This window comes from Kineococcus esterisolvens (assembly GCF_050871405.1).
Taxonomy (GTDB): domain Bacteria; phylum Actinomycetota; class Actinomycetes; order Actinomycetales; family Kineococcaceae; genus Kineococcus.
On the sequence record NZ_JBJLRI010000080.1, the window covers coordinates 1 to 16458 of the forward strand.

General features: G+C 77.4%; 13 protein-coding genes. 9 read left to right on the top strand and 4 right to left on the bottom strand.

All coding sequences use genetic code 11. The annotated features are described in order from the left end of the window. The first annotated feature begins 71 nt into the window (after nucleotides 1-71). Both ACRYR8_RS18395 and ACRYR8_RS18400 read left to right on the top strand, forming a co-directional pair. Complete coding sequence (locus tag ACRYR8_RS18395; RefSeq protein ID WP_432485928.1) at nucleotides 72-629, top strand: TetR/AcrR family transcriptional regulator; 558 nt, start codon at nucleotides 72-74, stop codon at nucleotides 627-629. Between the two features lie 107 nt (nucleotides 630-736). Continuing rightward, nucleotides 737-2113 carry a sensor domain-containing diguanylate cyclase gene (locus ACRYR8_RS18400; RefSeq protein WP_432485929.1) on the top strand — a complete coding sequence of 459 codons (1377 nt, stop codon included), beginning with the start codon at nucleotides 737-739 and terminating at the stop codon, nucleotides 2111-2113. Here ACRYR8_RS18400 and ACRYR8_RS18405 read toward each other — a convergent pair. Then, nucleotides 2056-3879: an ABC transporter ATP-binding protein gene (locus ACRYR8_RS18405; RefSeq protein ID WP_432485930.1), complete on the bottom strand. Its 1824-nt coding sequence runs from the start codon at nucleotides 3877-3879 to the stop codon at nucleotides 2056-2058. The genes ACRYR8_RS18400 and ACRYR8_RS18405 overlap by 58 nt on opposite strands. A gap of 202 nt (nucleotides 3880-4081) precedes the next feature. Between ACRYR8_RS18405 and ACRYR8_RS18410 the strand changes: the two genes are divergently transcribed. Beyond that, on the top strand, nucleotides 4082-6628 hold the full coding sequence (locus ACRYR8_RS18410; RefSeq protein ID WP_432485931.1) for a SpoIIE family protein phosphatase: 2547 nt from the start codon (nucleotides 4082-4084) through the stop codon (nucleotides 6626-6628). 20 nt (nucleotides 6629-6648) lie between these two features. On the opposite strand, the gene ACRYR8_RS18415 is transcribed toward ACRYR8_RS18410, so the two are convergent. Beyond that, nucleotides 6649-7794, bottom strand: a complete 1146-nt coding sequence (locus ACRYR8_RS18415; protein ID WP_432485932.1) for a PucR family transcriptional regulator — start codon at nucleotides 7792-7794, stop codon at nucleotides 6649-6651. Between the two features lie 106 nt (nucleotides 7795-7900). On the opposite strand from ACRYR8_RS18415, the gene ACRYR8_RS18420 reads away from it, so the two are divergent. From ACRYR8_RS18420 to ACRYR8_RS18435, 4 genes are all read left to right on the top strand, one after another. Then, complete coding sequence (locus ACRYR8_RS18420; protein WP_432485933.1) at nucleotides 7901-8821, top strand: proline dehydrogenase family protein; 921 nt, start codon at nucleotides 7901-7903, stop codon at nucleotides 8819-8821. 34 nt (nucleotides 8822-8855) lie between these two features. Further along, the gene (pruA, locus tag ACRYR8_RS18425) at nucleotides 8856-10490 is read left to right on the top strand and encodes an L-glutamate gamma-semialdehyde dehydrogenase (protein WP_432485934.1); all 1635 of its coding nucleotides are present in this window, start codon (nucleotides 8856-8858) and stop codon (nucleotides 10488-10490) included. Nucleotides 10491-10560: 70 nt separating this feature from the next. Continuing rightward, a complete protein-coding gene (locus tag ACRYR8_RS18430) occupies nucleotides 10561-11082 on the top strand; it encodes a phage holin family protein (protein ID WP_432485935.1) in 522 nt (173 codons plus the stop codon). Beyond that, nucleotides 11079-11438 carry a DUF3618 domain-containing protein gene (locus ACRYR8_RS18435; RefSeq protein WP_432485936.1) on the top strand — a complete coding sequence of 120 codons (360 nt, stop codon included), beginning with the start codon at nucleotides 11079-11081 and terminating at the stop codon, nucleotides 11436-11438. Before ACRYR8_RS18430 ends, ACRYR8_RS18435 begins: the two co-directional genes overlap by 4 nt. Before the next feature lie 47 nt (nucleotides 11439-11485). On the opposite strand, the gene ACRYR8_RS18440 is transcribed toward ACRYR8_RS18435, so the two are convergent. Beyond that, the gene (locus ACRYR8_RS18440; protein ID WP_432485937.1) at nucleotides 11486-12583 is read right to left on the bottom strand and encodes an LLM class flavin-dependent oxidoreductase; all 1098 of its coding nucleotides are present in this window, start codon (nucleotides 12581-12583) and stop codon (nucleotides 11486-11488) included. A 146-nt stretch (nucleotides 12584-12729) separates the two neighbouring features. Between ACRYR8_RS18440 and ACRYR8_RS18445 the strand changes: the two genes are divergently transcribed. Continuing rightward, nucleotides 12730-14982, top strand: a complete 2253-nt coding sequence (locus ACRYR8_RS18445; protein ID WP_432486166.1) for a SpoIIE family protein phosphatase — start codon at nucleotides 12730-12732, stop codon at nucleotides 14980-14982. Here the strand turns inward: ACRYR8_RS18445 and ACRYR8_RS18450 are convergent. Then, nucleotides 14910-15404, bottom strand: a complete 495-nt coding sequence (locus ACRYR8_RS18450; RefSeq protein WP_432486168.1) for a hypothetical protein — start codon at nucleotides 15402-15404, stop codon at nucleotides 14910-14912. The genes ACRYR8_RS18445 and ACRYR8_RS18450 overlap by 73 nt on opposite strands. A 130-nt stretch (nucleotides 15405-15534) precedes the next feature. On the opposite strand from ACRYR8_RS18450, the gene ACRYR8_RS18455 reads away from it, so the two are divergent. Further along, nucleotides 15535-16458 (top strand): diguanylate cyclase domain-containing protein (locus ACRYR8_RS18455; RefSeq protein WP_432486169.1); only part of this gene is annotated, 924 nt, incomplete at its 3' end.

Consider the following 16458-nt stretch of genomic DNA (forward strand, 5'->3'; position numbering starts at 1 on the left):
CACCGTCCGGACGGTGCACCACCGACTGTACCGTCCGGACGGTGCAGTCGACCTCGATTAACCTCCTGGGCGTGACGAGCCCCCCCAGCACGCGCGACCGGCTCCTGGACGCCTTCAGCGAGCTGCTCGTCGCCGCCGGCTCCCGCGGCGCCACCCTCGACGCGGTGGCCGCCACCGCGGGCGTCTCCAAGGGCGGGCTGCTCTACCACTTCGGCACCAAGGACGCCCTCGTCGACGGCCTGCTCGAGCGCTTCCGCCGCATGGCGGGCGACGACGCCCGCGACATGCGCACCGCCCCCGAGGGCGCCACTGAGTACTACCTGCGCACCTCCGTCATCCAGCAGGGCGACCCGCTCTCCTGCACGGCCGTCGCCGTCCTGCACCTGGCCCAGGAGGGGGACCCCCGTGCCGTGGGTGCCTTCACCGACGCCACCGAGGAGTGGCGCGCCGCCATCGAGGAGCAGGTGGGCGACCACGTGCTCTCGCGCGTCGTGCAGCTCGTCGGCGACGGGCTGTGGGCGGGCTCCTCCATCGGTGTCGCCCCCGACGACCTCGACGACGTCGTCGCCGGCGTCGCCGGGCTCCTCGCGGCGGCGCGCGGGGACCGGCGCGCCGGCCCGGCCGCCTGAACCACCCGATCGGTCGCTGCGCCCGCACCCCCCGCCGGCCGAAGCACTCCGGGTGACCGGGCGGACCGGTCCGGGGAGCGCGGGGAGCGGCAGTGGCAGGTGCACCGGTGGCAGCACCGCCCGACGCGGCCCCCGGCGGCGCGCCCGTCGACGGGCTGCACGCCTACCTCACCGGCTGCCCCGACCCCGCGTGGTCCACCGGCCCGGACGGCCTGGTCACCGCCTGGAACCCCGCCGCCGAGCGCGTCCTGGGCGTGCCCGCCGCCGAGGCGCTCGGCCGCCGCGCCGCCGCGCTGCTCGGCGCCGGCTCCCCCGGGCACCCGGCACCGGGGCCCGGCTCCCGCGCCGTCCTGCTGACCCGCCCCGACGGGCGCTCGGTGTGCGGGGTCCTCACCCGCTGGGACTCCCCGCCCGGCTCGCCCCCGCGGCACCACCACGTGCTGCGCGTGCAGGGCGGCCCCGGGCCCGGCGGCGCGGACCTGCTCGGGCGCGTCAGCGACTCCGTCGTCGTCACCGACCTGGCCGGCACCGTCGTGTTCACCGGCGCGGGCGCCGAGCGCCTGTGGGGCCCGGCCGCGCAGGAGGCCGTGGGCCGCCACGTCGGCGTCCTCACCGGCCGTGCGCCCCGGCTCGCCACCGACTTCGCCGCGCTGGTCGACGCACTGACCGCCGGGGGCACCTGGTCGAGCTCCGCCGTGCCCGTCGTCACCGGCGCCGGCCGCGAGCTGCTCGTCGACGTCACCGCCAGCGCCCTCACCGGCGCGGACGGCGCGGTCGCCGGGGTGGTGCTCGTCAGCCGCGACGTCACCGGCGAGCGGGAGCTGGAGCGGTCCCTGCGCGAGGCCACCCGCGCCCTGCGCGAGCGCGCGGGCCGGCTCGCCGACGCCGCGCGGCGCGACCCCCTCACCGGCCTGGCGGGCCGCAGCCTGCTGCAGGAGCGCGTCGCGGCCGCCCTGGCCGCCGCCCGCCCCGGCGACCGGCCGGTGAGCGTGCTGCGCGCGGAGCTGGAGGGGTTCCGCGCCGTGAACGACTCCTACGGCTGGGTCGCCGGCGACGCGCTGCTCACCTCCTTCACCGCGCACCTGCTGTCGCTGCTGCCTCCGGGCGCCACGGCCGGGCGCTGGGGCGCCGACGAGTTCGTCGCCGTGCTGCCGGGCGCCGGCGCCGACGAGGCCGGAGCCCTGGCGGGGCGCCTCGCCCGCTGGTCGCCGCCCGCGCCGCTGCCCGGCCGCGGCCGCCGCCGCGGCGACCGCACCGTGGGGGTGGTGGTGCGCGCCGTGGAGGCCACGGCCGCCGAGCGCTCGGCGCCCTTCGACGCGGGCGTGCGCGGCCTGCTGCACCGCGCCGAGCGGCCCGAGGTGGCGGAACCGGCGGAACCGGTGGAACCGGTGGCGGAACCGGCGGAGGTGCCCGGCGGGTCGCCGGCTCAGGCCGACGGCTCCACCGCCGAGCGCGCCTCGTCGGCGGCCACCAGCTCCGCGTAGCGGCCCCGCGCGGCCAGCAGTTCGTCGTGGGTGCCGCGCTCGGCGATCCGCCCGCCGTCCAGCACGACGATCTGGTCGGCCTCGCGCACCGTGGACAGCCGGTGCGCGATCGTGATCGTGGTGCGGCCGCTGGCGACCTCGCGCAGCGCCGAGGCCATCGCCCGCTCCGTGCGGGTGTCCAGGGCGCTGGTCGCCTCGTCCAGCAGCAGCACCGGCGGGTCGCGCAGCACCGCGCGAGCCAGGGCGATGCGCTGCTTCTCCCCGCCGGAGAAGCGGTACCCGCGCTCGCCGACGACCGTGTCGAAGCCCTCCGGCAGCGCGTCCACCACCGCCTCGACCTGCGCGGTGCGCGCCGCGCGGCGCAGGTCGGCGTCGCTCGCGCCCGGTGCTGCGAAGCGCAGGTTCTCCGCGATGCTGGCGTGCAGCAGGAACGTCTCCTGCGTGACGACCCCCACGGCCCCGGCTAGCGAGCGGGCGGTGACGTCGCGCACGTCGTGCCCGTCGATCAGCACCGCGCCGGCGTCCACGTCGTGCAGCCGCGCCAGCAGGTAGCCCAGGGTCGTCTTGCCCGACCCGGTGGCCCCCACCACCGCCAGCGAGGTGCCCGCCGGCACCACCAGGTCGATGCCGCTCAGCGCGGGGCGCTGCGCGCCGGGGTAGCGGAACTCCACGCCGCGGAACTCCACCCGCCCCCGCGGCCGGGGCAGCTCCACCGCGTCGGGCGCCTCGGCGACCTCCGGCGCGCTGTCCAGGTACTCGAACACGCGCGTGAACAGCGCCATCGAGGCGTGCAGCCGCACCAGGATGCGCAGCAGCGCCCCCAGCGGCCGGAACAGCTGCGCCTGCAGCGTCACCAGCGCCACGAGGGTGCCGATGCTCAGCGCGGCGCCCGTGCCGCGCAGCCACCCGCCCAGCAGGTACGTCAGCGCCGGCACCGCCGCCATCGTCAGCGTGATGAGCGACCACTGCCAGCGCCCGGCCATCTCCGAGCCGACCTCCAGGCGCGCCACGCCGTCGGACTGGGCGGTGAAGCGCTCCACGACCTCGCGGGTGCGGCCGGTGGTGCGGGTCAGCAGGATCCCCGAGACCGACAGGGTCTCCTCCACCGTGGCCGACATCTCGGCCAGCTGCCGCTGCCGCTGCGCCGTGATGCGCCGCCGCAGCCGGCCCACCCGCCGGTTCAGGTGCACCGCCAGCGGCAGCACCGTGAAGGAGAACAGCGCCAGCCGCCAGTCCAGCGCGAGCATCGCCACGACCGTCACGACGACCGTCGCGAGGTTCTGCACCAGCTCGGCGCCGGTGGTGGTCACCACGGTCTGCAGGGCGCCGATGTCGCTGGCGATGCGCGACTGCACCTCGCCGGTGCGGGTGCGGGCGAAGAAGCCCAGGGACATGCGCTGCAGGTGGGCGTACAGGGACGTGCGCAGCCCGTGCATGACGGACTGGCCCACGCGGGTGGTCAGCAGCCCCTGCACGACGTCCAGGGCCGTGGTGACCACGGCGATCGCCACCAGCCCCCCGGCGAGCGCGGCCAGCAGGCCGAGGTCCTGCTCGGGCAGGGCCTCGTCGACGACCTCGCGCAGCAGGAACGGCGAGGCCACCCCCGCCAGCGCCGACAGCGCGATGAGCCCGGCCACAGCCGACAGCGTGCGGACGTGGGGCCGGAACAGGCGCAGCGCCCGCAGCACCTCCTCGCGCCGGGGCCGCCCCGCCGGCGGCTCGAGCCTGCCGGGGCGGAACGGGTCGCGGGTGGGGTCGCCGCGCACGCGCCCTCCCTCCGTGCGGTGCCACCCGGGCCGGGGGCGTGTGCGGCCAGGGTAGGAGGATGCCCGGACACCAGCGCCGGGTCGCCCAACGCCCCTATCCTGTGACGCGCGGTGACGACTGTGCTCGCCACCGCGACGATCGAAGCCTCGGTCGAGGAGGTGCGCCCGGGCGGTCCGCGGCGCGGAGTCGAAGGTGTGCCACATGCAGGCGAGGCCAGCGGCGGGCTGGGAGGGCTGGTCCACTGCGGACCCGCCGGGCGTCCCGCGCGCGCCCGCCAACCCCCCCCACCCGGCGCTGGAGCGCCTGGCCGCGCTCGCCGCGCGGGCGCTGTCGGTGTCGTCGGCGCGCGCCGAGCTCGTCGAGGGCGGCGACCCCACCGGTGCCGGGGCCTCCGCGGGCCTGCTGGCGCCCGTCGACGAGCTGCTCACCGCCACCGCGCTCGGCGCCGGCCCCCTCGCCGTCGGCGACGCCACCGCCGACGAGCGCTGGGCCGCCCTGCAGGCCGTCACCTCCGGCGTCGTCGGCTGCTACCTGGGCGTGCCGATGACCGGCACCGACGGGGAGGTCGTCGGCGTCCTCGCCGTCTTCGACCCCCTGCCGCGGTGCTGGTCGCGCACCGACGTGGAGCTGCTGGTCGACCTGGCGGCCGTGGCCGTCGGTGAGCTGCAGCTGTCGGCGCTGGCCGTGCAGCACGAGGCCGACCAGCTGCGCTGGCAGGTGGGCGTGGCCGCCGGCGGGGTGGGCAGCTTCGACATGGACCTGCTGACCGGGGCGCTCACCTGGGACGAGCGCATGCTGGAGATGTTCGGCTACGCCGAGGACGAGTTCGACGGCAGCCTCGCCGCGTTCGAGGCGCGCCTGCACCCCGACGACCTGCCGCGCGTGCAGGAGGCGGTCGCCGCGGCGGTGGCCGGCGGGGACCGCGTCGACCTGGAGTACCGCGTCCTCAACCCGGCCGGCACCCGGTGGGTGAAGGCGCGCGGGCAGGTGCTGCGCGACGCCACCGGCCGGCCGCTGCGGCTGGCCGGCGCCGCCTACGACACCACCGCGGAACGCCGCAGCGACGCCCGCGTCTCCCGCGTGCTCGAGACGATGTCGGCGGCGTTCTACTCGCTGGACCGCGAGTGGCGCTTCAGCTACGTCAACGCCGAGGCGGAGCGGCTGCTGGGCCGCTCCCGCGAGGAGCTGCTCGGCGAGGTGGTCTGGGAGCTGTACCCCGACGCGGTCGGCTCCCCGTTCGAGCAGGAGTACCGCCGCGCGGTGGCCACCGGCGAGCCGGTGGCGTTCGAGGCGCACCACCCGCTGCCGCTGGACGGCTGGTTCGAGGTGCGGGCCTGGCCGGACCCGGACGGGCTGTCGGTGTACTTCATCGACGTCACCGCCCGCCGCGAGGCGCAGGAGGAGGCCGAGCGCACCGCCCGGCGGCTGGAGCTGCTGGCCACCGTCGGCGCCGACCTGGTCGCCACCCTCGACGCCGACGGGGCCGTGGCTCGCCTGGCGCGCCACGTGGTGCCGACGCTGGCGCGCTGGGCCGTGGTCACCCTCGTCGACGAGGGCGGCGCGCTGCGCGACATCGGGTCCTGGCACGCCGACCCCGCGCTGCGGGAGCTCACCGCCCGCTACTGCCGGGTGCGCCTGTCGGGGCTGGCGGCCGACGCGCCGCTGCGGCGCTCGCAGGCGCGGCAGGGCGCCGTCGTCATCGAGTCGGGGGCGACGCAGCGGCTGGCGGGGGTGTTGTCCGGGGAGGCGCGCGAGCTGCTGCTGCAGCTCGCACCCGAGTCGGCGTACGTGCTGCCGCTGCGGGCGCGGGGCCGGCTGCTGGGGATGATGTCGCTGTTCCGCTCCGCCGAGGACGGCCCGCTGCGCGGCGACGACCTGGCCACCGCCGCCCAGGTCGCCGACCGCGCGGGCCTGGGCCTGGACAACGCGCGCCTGTACGCGCGGCAGCAGCACGTCGCCGAGGGGCTGCAGCGCAGCCTGCTCAGCGCCCCCGTGGAGCCGGACCACCTGGAGGTGCGGGTGCGCTACCGGCCCGCCGCGGAGGCGGTGCGGGTGGGCGGTGACTGGTACGACTCGTTCCTGCAGCCGGAGGGCGACACGGTCCTGGTGATCGGCGACGTCATGGGTCACGACGTGGACGCGGCGGCCGCCATGAGCCAGGTGCGCAACCTGCTGCGGGGCATCGCGTACTCCAGCGGCGGCTCGCCGGCGGTGGTGCTGTCCACGCTGGACGCCGCGATGCGCGGCCTGGCGGTGGCGACGACGGCCACGGCCGTGGTGGCGCGACTGGAGCAGACCCCGCGGGAGCGGGCGCGGGGCGTCACCCGGCTGCGCTGGTCGAACGCCGGGCACCCGCCGCCGGTGGTGCTGCACCGCGACGGCACCGTCGCTGCCCTGCAGGGCGGCGACCCGGACCTGCTGCTGGGCATCGCCCCGCACCTGCCGCGCCGGGACGACGTGGTGGAGCTGGAGCGCGGGTCGACGGTGCTGCTGTTCACCGACGGCCTGGTGGAGCGGCGCGGGCAGGACATCGACGACGGGCTGGCGCGGCTGCGCACGGCCGTGGCGGAGCTGGCGCACGCGGACCTGGACGACCTGTGCGACGGGATCCTGGACCGGCTGCTGCCGCCGGAGCCGGAGGACGACGTGGCGCTGGTGGCGGTGCGCCTGCACCCGCAGGACGGTCCCCGCCCGGAGGTGGCGGGCCCGCACAGCGTCCCCGAGGACCTCCCCCTCCCCGGCCGCTGACCCGTCCCCGGCGGGGGGCGTCACGCCAGGTCCGCGAGGGTCAGCGCCAGGTGCAGGGCCAGGCGGTCGGCGCCGTCGTCCAGGTCGTAGCCGCTGGTCTCCCGCACCCTCCGCAGCCGGTGGTACAGCGTCTGCCGGTGCACGCCGAGCGCCGCCGCGGTGCGCTGCGCCGAGCCCGCCAGGTCCAGGTAGGTGCGCGCGGTGCGCACCAGCTCCGGGTCGCCCGCCAGCAGCCGTCGCGCCCGCTGGTCCACCGCGACGGCCGCCAGGGCGTCGGCCTCGGCCAGCGCCAGCAGCCGCAGCGTGCCCAGGTCCTCCCAGCCGCGCACCGCCGCGGCCCCGCGGGGCCCGCCCCCCACCGCGGACAGCGCAGCGCGCAGCGCGGCCCCCGCCTGCCGCCACCCGGTGTGCGCCGCGTCCACCGCCACCGGGCCGGAGACCCCGGCCGCCACGCCCGCCGGGTGCTGCGCGACCAGGGCGCCGGCCGCGCGGGCGGCGACCTCCGCGGCGGGCACGGTCCCCGGCACCAGCAGCGCGGCCCGCGAGCCCACGGGCGCCACCAGCACGGTGCGCGGCAGCACCCAGGCGTTGACGGGCCCGGCGGCCTCCCCGCCCGCGGGGGCGAGGGCGACGACGCGCAGCTCGCCGGCGGGCAGGACGGCCTCGCGGGCCAGTTCCTCGACGGCGCCGGCGCGGGCCGCGGCATCGGGCGACAGCAGCTCCCCCACCGCCCAGGTGGTGCGGTCGGCGGTGCGCGAGCGGTGGGCCAGGGCGGCGGCGACGGCGTCGACGACGTCGTGCAGCCCCTCCAGCCGGGCCGGTTCCACCCGCCCGTCCGGGTCGAGCAGCCAGAGGTAGCCGTAGGTCACCCCGCGCCAGCGCACCGGCACGCACCAGCGGGCCATCCGGCCCGCAGCGGGGTCGCCGGGCACCCGCAGCGGGCGGGCCGCCCGCGCGATGCCGAAGGTCGCGAACAGCTGCTGCACGCGGGTGTCGGAGCGCCGCCGCAGGATCGAGGTGCGCCGCACCTCGTCGACGTCGTCGTCGTGCCCGGAGGCGGCCACCAGGTGCAGGTCGCGGTCCTCCAGGGTGGTGGGGGCCCCGGCCAGGTCGGCGACGGAGTCCACCAGCTCCTGCAGGCCGAGGGCGGCGGAGGGCGTGCTCACGGGTCCAGCCTCCCACCGGCGCGGCTTCCCCGTGGATGACGCACCGTCCGTGATGTCGTCCACGTGTCCCTGGTGGACGGGCCCGCACGGGCCTAGCGTCGTCAGGGTGTTCGCCCAGGTGGTCCTCGGCGTGGCCGGTGCGCCGCGCGTCCGCTCCCTCGTGACCGGGAGCAGCCTCAGCCGTCCCGTCGTGCGCCGCTTCGTCGCCGGCGAGGACGTCGACTCGGCGCTGGGTGCGGTGCGCGCCCTCGACGCCCACGGCGTGCGCACCACCCTCGACGTCCTCGGCGAGGACGTCACCCGCCCCGAGCAGGCCGAGGAGACCGTCGCCGCCTACCGCGACCTGGTCGCCGGGCTGGCCGCCGCCGGTCTCGCGGAGGGCAACGAGGTGTCGGTGAAGCTGTCGGCGCTGGGGCAGGGCCTGGGCCCGGACGGCCCGGCGCGCGCCACCGAGCGGGCCCTCGCCCTCGCCGCGCACGCGTACGCCCACGGCGTGGACGTCACCCTCGACATGGAGGACCACACCCGCGTGGACCTCACCCTGGAGGCGCTGCGCTCGCTGCGGGCGGAGTTCCCCCGCACCGGCTGCGTGCTGCAGTCGATGCTGCACCGCACCCCCGGGGACGCGGCCGACCTGGCGCACCCCGGCTCGCGGGTGCGCCTGGTCAAGGGCGCCTACGCCGAGCCCGCCGAGGTGGCCCACCCCGCCAAGAGGGACGTCGACCTGGCGTACGTGCGGTGCCTGCGCACCCTGCTGGACGGCGGCGCGTACCCGATGGTCGCCACCCACGACCTGCGGATCGTGCGGATCGCGGAGGAGCTGCTGGCCGGCCGCGCCCCCGGGGCGGCGGAGTTCCAGATGCTCTACGGCATACGCGCCGACGAGCTGCGCCGACTGGCCGCCGCCGGGCACGTGGTGCGCACCTACGTCCCCTTCGGCACCGACTGGTACGCGTACTTCTCCCGCCGCCTGGCCGAGCGCCCCGCGAACCTCGCGTTCTTCGCGCGCTCCCTCGTCACCGCCTGAAAAACCCTGAACCCGAGAACCCCCGGAGGTCGTCGTGCAGTCCGTGACCGAGGTCCCCGCCCCGCGCAACGAGCCGGTGCACGGCTACGCGCCCGGCAGCACCGAGCGCAAGCTGCTCACCGACCAGCTCGCCGAGCAGGCCGCCGACCCCGTCGAAATCACCCAGACCATCGGCGGCGTGCAGTCGCTCGGCGGCGGTGAACGCATCGACGTCGTGCAGCCGCACCGGCGCTCGAGCGTGCTGGGCACGTTCGCCGCCGCCACCCGCGACGACGCCCGCGCCGCCGTGGACGCCGCCCTGGCCGCCGGCCCGCAGTGGGCGGCGATGGACTACGAGGACCGCGCCGCGGTGTTCCTGCGCGCCGCGGACCTGCTGGCCGGGCCGTGGCGGGAGAAGCTCGCCGCGGCCACCATGCTGGGGCAGTCCAAGACCGCGCAGCAGGCGGAGATCGACGCGCCCTGCGAACTGGTGGACTTCTGGCGGTTCAACGTCGCGTTCGGCCGCCGCCTGATCGCCGAGCAGCCGGTGTCCTCCCCGGGGGTGTGGAACCGCCTGGACCACCGCCCGCTGGAGGGTTTCGTCTACGCGATCACCCCGTTCAACTTCACCGCCATCGCCGGCAACCTGCCCACCGCCCCGGCGCTGATGGGCAACACCGTGGTGTGGAAGCCCAGCCCCGCGCAGATGCTGTCGGCGCACTGGACGATGCGGCTGCTGGAGGCGGCGGGCCTTCCGCCCGGCGTGGTGAACCTCGTCGGCGGTGACGGCCGTGCCGTCTCCGAGGTCGCGCTGGCCGACCCGAACCTGGCGGGCATCCACTTCACCGGGTCCACCGCCACGTTCCAGCACCTGTGGCGCACGGTGGGGGAGAACATCTCGGGCTACCGCACCTACCCGCGCCTGGTCGGCGAGACCGGCGGCAAGGACTTCGTGGTGGCGCACCCCTCGGCCGACCCGGAGGTGCTGTCCACCGCGATGCTGCTGGGCGCCTTCGAGTACCAGGGCCAGAAGTGCTCGGCGGCCTCGCGGGCGTTCGTGCCGCGCTCGGTGTGGAACCGGATGGGCTCCGGTTTCCTGGCGCGCGCCGACTCCCTGAGCTACGGCGACGTCACGGACCTGTCGAACTTCGGCGGCGCCGTCATCGACGCCCGCTCGTTCGCGAGGAACGCCGCCGCGATCGACCGGGCCCGCGCCACCGCCGGTGTCGAGGTCGCCGCGGGCGGCACGTACGACGACTCCGAGGGGTTCTTCGTGCGCCCCACGGTCCTGCTGGGCGAGGACCCGGGCGACGAGCTGTTCTCCACCGAGTACTTCGGCCCGATCCTCGCCGTCCACGTCTACGACGACTCCCGCCCGGGCGCGTGGGAGGACGTCCTGCGCCTGGTGGACTCCGGCTCGCAGTACGGTCTGACCGGCGCCGTGATCGCCGACGACCGCACCGCGGTGCGGCAGGCGCAGGACGCGCTGCGGTTCGCCGCGGGCAACTTCTACGTCAACGACAAGCCCACCGGTGCGGTCGTGGGGCAGCAGCCGTTCGGCGGCTCGCGCGGCTCGGGCACCAACGACAAGGCGGGCTCGATCCTGAACCTCCAGCGCTGGACGAGCCCGCGCGCGGTGAAGGAGACGTTCGTGGCGCCGACCACGCACGTGTACCCCCACATGCGCTGACGCACCCGGCACGGCGGCACCGGTGATCACCCGGAGTTTCACCGGTGCCGCCGCCGGGTAGTGCGCTCGCATGAGCCACGACAGGAGCTCCACGCGCACGGACGACCTCAGCGTCGTGCACCGCTCCGGTGCGCGAGCCGCCGGTGCGCCTGACGCCGCGCGCACCACCCCGCAGCCCGGTCCCGGTCCCGTGGTGTCCCACGCCGCCGACGGCGATTCCGTCGGTCAGCTCGTCAGCGACCTGACGCAGCAGGTGTCGCGCCTGGTGCGCGACGAGGTGCAGCTGGCCAAGATGGACCTGACCGAGAAGGGCAAGAAGGCCGGGCTGGGCCTGGGGGCGTTCTCCGTCGCGGGCCTGCTGGCGTTCTTCGCGATCGCGGCCCTGGTGACCACGGCCGTCGCGGCGCTCTCCCTCGTCCTGGACGTGTGGCTGTCCGCGCTGATCGTCGCCGTGGTGCTCCTGGCGCTGGCCGCGGTGGCCGCGCTGGTGGGCGAGAAGGAGGTCCAGCAGGCGACCCCGCCGGTGCCGCAGGCGTCGGTCGACAGCGTCAAGGCGGACGTGGACGCCGTCAAGGAGGGCTTCAAGCGATGAGCAGCACCCAGCCGACCCCGCCCGCCGACCGCGCCGAGCTGGAGCGCGACATCGCCCGGACCCGCGAGCGCCTCGCGGCGACGGCCGACGCCCTGGCCGCGAAGGCCGACGTGAAGGCGCAGGCGCAGCACAAGGTCGACGACGTGAAGGCGCAGGCGCAGCACAAGGTCGACGACCTCAAGGCGCAGGCGCAGCACAAGGTGACGGACGTGAAGGACCGCGCGGTCTCCTCCGTGCAGGGCGCCAGCGGCAGCGCCCCGGGCAGCGCGAAGGCGCAGGGCGGAGCCCTGGCCGGTGCCGTCGTGGCCGTGACCGTCCTGACGGTCTGGCTCGTGGTGCGCCGCAGGCGCCGCTGACCCCCGCCCCACCCCCTGGATCACCGAGGGGGTGGGGGAGCAGGGCCTCAGGTGCGGGCGGTGGGTGCGGCCGCCCCGGGGAGGGCGACCGGGTGCGAGGGCACCGTCGGCCCCGCTTCGGCCCGCACGACGGGCGCGACCTCGGTGCCCAGCAGCTCGATGGCGCGCATCACCTCGCGGTGCGGGACCGTGCCGGCGCTCGGGTGCAGCATGAACCGGTCGATCCCCAGCAGTTCGCGCTGCAGCAGGATCTTCTCGGCGACCTCCTGCGGGGAGCCGACGAGGAGCGCCCCGCGGCGGCTGCGCGCCGCCTCGTAGCCGGTGCGGCTGAAGGGGTGCCAGCCGCGCTCACGGCCGATGACGTTCATCGTGTGCCGGTAGGGCTCGAAGTGGGCGTCGACGGCCTGCTGGGTGGTGCCGGCGACGAAGCCGTGCGAGTGGGTCGCCACCGGCAGCTCCGCCGGGTCGTGGCCGGCGCGCCGGGCGGCCTCGCGGTAGAGGTCGACGAGCGGGCGGAACTGGGCGGGCTCGCCGCCGATGATGGCGATCGCCAGCGGCAGGCCGAGGGTGCCGGCGCGCACGACGGACTGCGGGCTGCCGCCGACGCCGATCCACACGGGCAGCGGCTGCTGCACGGGCAGCGGGTACACGCCCAGGCCGTCGACCGCGGCGCGGTGGCGCCCGCCGGGCCAGACGACGTGCGCGGGGTCGCGCTGGATCGTCAGCAGCAGGTCGAGCTTCTCGGTGAACAGCTCCTCGTAGTCGTCCAGGTCGTACCCGAACAGCGGGAAGGACTCGATGAAGGAGCCGCGCCCGGCGAGGACCTCGGCGCGCCCGTCCGACAGGCCGTCGAGGGTGGCGAACTGCTGGAAGACGCGCACCGGGTCGTCGCTGGACAGGACGGTGACGGCGCTGGACAGCCGGATGCGCGAGGTGCGCGAGGCCGCGGCGGCGAGGGCGACCGCGGGCGCGGAGGCCGCGTAGTCGGCGCGGTGGTGCTCGCCGAGGCCGTAGACGTCGAGGCCGACCTGGTCGGCCAGCTCGATCTCCTCGACGACCTCGCGCAGCCGCTCGGCGTGGGTGATCGTGGCGCCCGTCGTCGTGTCGGGCGTCGTCTCCGCGAAGGCGCTGATGCCGATCTCCACCGTGCTCCCCTCCCCGGCGCCCGGGGGCGCCTCCTCGTGGTGCCGACCAGCACCTCGTTGAGCCTTCAACGAGCTGAGGGCCCCGCGTCTTCCCGCCCCGTCGGCGGTGTGCTCCCCCGTCCAGGGTCTCGACTAGGTTCCCGTCCGTGAAGAGGTTGCCGTTCGCCGAGGCCAGCGGCCTCCGCGAGGCCTACGAGGCGGTCGACTGGACCGCCACCCCCCTCGGCGACCCCGCGGCCTGGCCCCGCTCGCTGCGCCAGGCCCTCGTGCTCGCCCTGGGCACCCGCTTCCCCGCCCGCGTCTGCTGGGGGCCGGAGCTGGTGGTGCTCTACAACCAGCCCTACGCCGACATGGTCGGGGACAAGCACCCCGCCGCGCTGGGCCGCCCCGTGCGCGAGGTCTTCCCCGAGGCGTGGGAGGAGCTGCGGCCCCTCTTCGACAAGGCGCTGGCGGGCGAGGCCACCTGGTCGGTGGACCTGCCCCTGCCGCTGCGCCGCAAGGGCTTCCTGGAGGAGACGTACTTCACGTTCTCCTACTCCCCGCTGCTCGGCGAGGACGGCGACGTCGCCGGCGTCGTGGACATCGCCGTGGAGACCACGAGCCAGGTGCAGGACCACCGCCGCCTGGAGCTGCTGACCCTGCTGGGCGACCTGGCCACCGACCTGGACTCCCCGGCGGAGGTGGCCGACCGCGCCCTCGACGTGCTGCGCACCGCCCCCCTGGACCTGCCCGAGGTGGACCTGCACCTGCCCGGGGGGGGGGGGGGGGGGGGGGGGGGGGGGGGGGGGGGGGGGGGGGGGGGGGGGGGGGGGCGGGGGGGGGGGGGGGGGGGGGGGGGGGGGGGGGGGGGGGTGGTCGCGGAGGCCGCGCTCGGCGCCCGCCGCACCCCGCCCCTGGACGTGCCGGAGGGCCCCCCCCCCCGGCCCGCCGCGCCCCCCCCCCCCCCCGCGCACGTGCTGCCCCCCGCCCCCGAGCCGCTGCGCCCCCGCCAGGTGCTCGTGCGCGAGGACGGCGGTGCCGGGCCCCTGGCGTGGGTGCCGATCCCCGCCGCCCTCGACGGCGGCTCGCCCGGGACCCTCGCCGCGCGCCTGAGCCCGCACATCGCCCCCGACGCCACCTACCGCGACTTCCTGCGCCTGGTCACGGCCACCGTCGGCGACGGCCTGTCCGCCGCGGCCTCCTACGAGGCGGAGCGCCGCCGCGCGGACCTGCAGGCGTGGCAGGCGCAGCGCCTCGGCGGTCTCGTCGCCGTCGCGCAGGCGCTGCCCGACGTCGACGCCGAGGTGGACGTCCTGCACGTGCTGGGGCGCGGCGCCTCGGCACTGCTGGGCGCCGACGGCGTCGTCCTGGGCGTGCTGGAGCCCGACCCGGACGGCACCGGCCGCCTGGACGTCCTCGGCGACGCCTCCGACCCGGCGGCCGACGCGCTCGCGGGGGCGCTGCGCGGCGTGCCGGTCGTCGACGCCGACGCCGGGACGGCCGCGTGGCCGCTGCGGCTGACGGACCGCACCGTCGGGGTCCTGGGCCTGTCCTGGCGGCGACCGCGCGAGCTGCGGCCGGAGGACCGCGACCTGCTCACCGCGCTGGCGGCCTCGGCGGCGCAGGCGCTGGACCGGGTGCGGGCGCGTCGCGCCGAGCGCGAGGCGGCCGACGCGGTGCGCTCGCTGGCCGAGACGCTGCAGCGCAGCCTGCTGACGTCGGCGCCGCAGCCGGAGCACCTGGAGATCGCCGTGCGGTACCTGCCGGCGGCCGAGCACGCCCAGGTCGGCGGCGACTGGCACGACGCCTTCCTCACCGCCTCCGGCACCGCCTGCCTGGTCATCGGGGACGTCACCGGCCACGACCAGGACGCCGCCGCGGCGATGGGGCAGGTGCGCAACCTGCTGCGCGGCATCGGCTACTCCCTGGAGGTCTCACCGGCGTCGGCGCTGTCCGCGCTGGACCGCGCCATGCGCGACCTGGGCGTGGGCGCGCTGGCCACCGGCGTGCTGGCCACCGTGGAGCCGGTGGAGGGCGCCCGGGCGTGGCGGCTGCGCTGGTCGAACGCCGGCCACCCGCCGCCGGTGGTCCTCACCCCCGACGGCCGGGTGGAGGTGCTGCGCACCGACCCGGACCTGCTGCTGGGCATGGACGCGGGCTTCCAGCGCGCCGACCACGTCCACGGGCTCGTGCCGGGCGCGACGGTGCTGCTGTACACCGACGGCCTGGTGGAGCGGCGCGGCGCCTCCATCGACGACGGCGTGGACTGGCTGGTCCGCACCGCCGCCCGCTTCGCCGACCTGGGGCCGGACGGCATCTGCGACGCGGTGCTCGCGGAGGTCTCCGGTCACGCCGAGGACGACGTCGCCGTCCTGGCGGTGCGGGTGCGGCCCGAGCCGGTGCCGCGCGCCGGCGCGTAGCCGCCGTCGGCGAGGCCGGCCCAGCGCTCGAACACGTTCAGCCGCGGGTCGTTGCGGGTCACCAGCGCGTTGAGGCCGTACAGCGCCAGGAACGGCGCGGTGCCCAGCAGCGCGTACTGGTCGGCGTGGCGGGACTCGTGGCGGCGCCGGCCGGGACCGCCGAGGCCGCCGTGCAGCCACGCGTTGCCGATCGTGGTGCCGCCGCGGCCGTAGGTGCGCGGCGGCATGGGTGCGCACTCCACGAGCAGGTCGGCGCCGAGGACGGGGCGCACCCCGTGCAGGCGCGCCCAGCCGACCGCGACGAGCGTGGCCGGTAGGTTCCGCCACGCCCGGTAGGCGTGCCAGGCGCGCAGCGCCCGCCCGCGCCCGCGCGGGCGCGCCGCGCCGGCGGGGCGCGGGCCGGGGTTCGCGGTGCTCGGCACCCGGGTCTCCTCTCGCGGGCTGCGCTCAGCCGCCGCCGGTGGTGGCGGCCGCGCGAGGGTACGACACGCGGGCCCTTCCCCGGTGGCGCGTCTTCGGGGACGATCGGGGGCGACCGCGAAGGAGGTGGCCGTGCTCGCCGACGCGCCCCTGCCCGAGCGCCGCGCTGCAGCGGGCGCCGGTGGTGCGCTGCTGCTGCCCGACCCCGCCCCGTCCGCGGCGGACCCCGCCCGGGCGGTCCCCACCCGCGCGCGGCAGGTGTTCCGGTCGCTGTCGGCGGGCGTCGTGGTCACCGACCGGCGCGGTGTCGTGCTGGACGTGAACCCCGCCTACTGCGCCCTCGTGCGCGCCGGGCCGCAGGCGCTGCTGGGGCGGGTGCTGCAGGACGTGGTCCGCACCGCGCAGGGCCGCTACCCCCTGGAGGACGTCGTGGCGTCCCTGGCGGGCGGCGGCACCGCCGTGGACGAGGCGCTGGTGCGCCGGCTGGACGGCACCTCGTTCTGGGCGCAGGCCACCGTGGCGCTGGCCCGCGTGGACGGCCGCGAGGTCGTCGTCTCCCAGCTGGCCGACGTGGACGAGCGGCACCGCGCGATGGCCGCGCGGGTGCACCGCGCCGACCACGACGAGCTGACGGGCCTGCGCAACCGCACCGCCCTGCTGGACGAGCTGGGCCGGCGCCTGGCGGTGCCGGGCGCCCCGCTGGCGGTGCTGGTGTGCGACATGGACCGCTTCAAGGTCCTGGACGCCACCCTGGGGCGGGACGTGGCCGACGAGGTGCTGGTGGCGACCGCCCGCCGGTTGCTCGCGGAGGTCCGGGGCGGGGACGTCGTCGCCCGCCTGGGCGGCGACGAGTTCGCGGTGGTGGTGGACGGGCTGAGCGGCTCGGCGGAGGCCGCGGCGGTGGAGACGGCCCACCGGCTGGCCGGGGCGGTGGGGGGGGGGGGGGGGGGGGGGGGGGGGGGGGGGGGGGGGGGGGGGGGGGGGGGGGGGGGGGGGGGGGGGGGGGGGGGGGGGGGGGGGGGGGGGGGGGGGGGGGGGGGGGGGGGGGGGGGGGGG

Coding starts and splice junctions, on each gene's coding strand:
- ACRYR8_RS18410 (WP_432485931.1), top strand. CDS start 4,082: ATGCAGGCGAGGCCAGCGGCGGGCTGGGAGGGCTGGTCCACTGCGGAC.
- ACRYR8_RS18430 (WP_432485935.1), top strand. CDS start 10,561: ATGAGCCACGACAGGAGCTCCACGCGCACGGACGACCTCAGCGTCGTG.
- ACRYR8_RS18435 (WP_432485936.1), top strand. CDS start 11,079: ATGAGCAGCACCCAGCCGACCCCGCCCGCCGACCGCGCCGAGCTGGAG.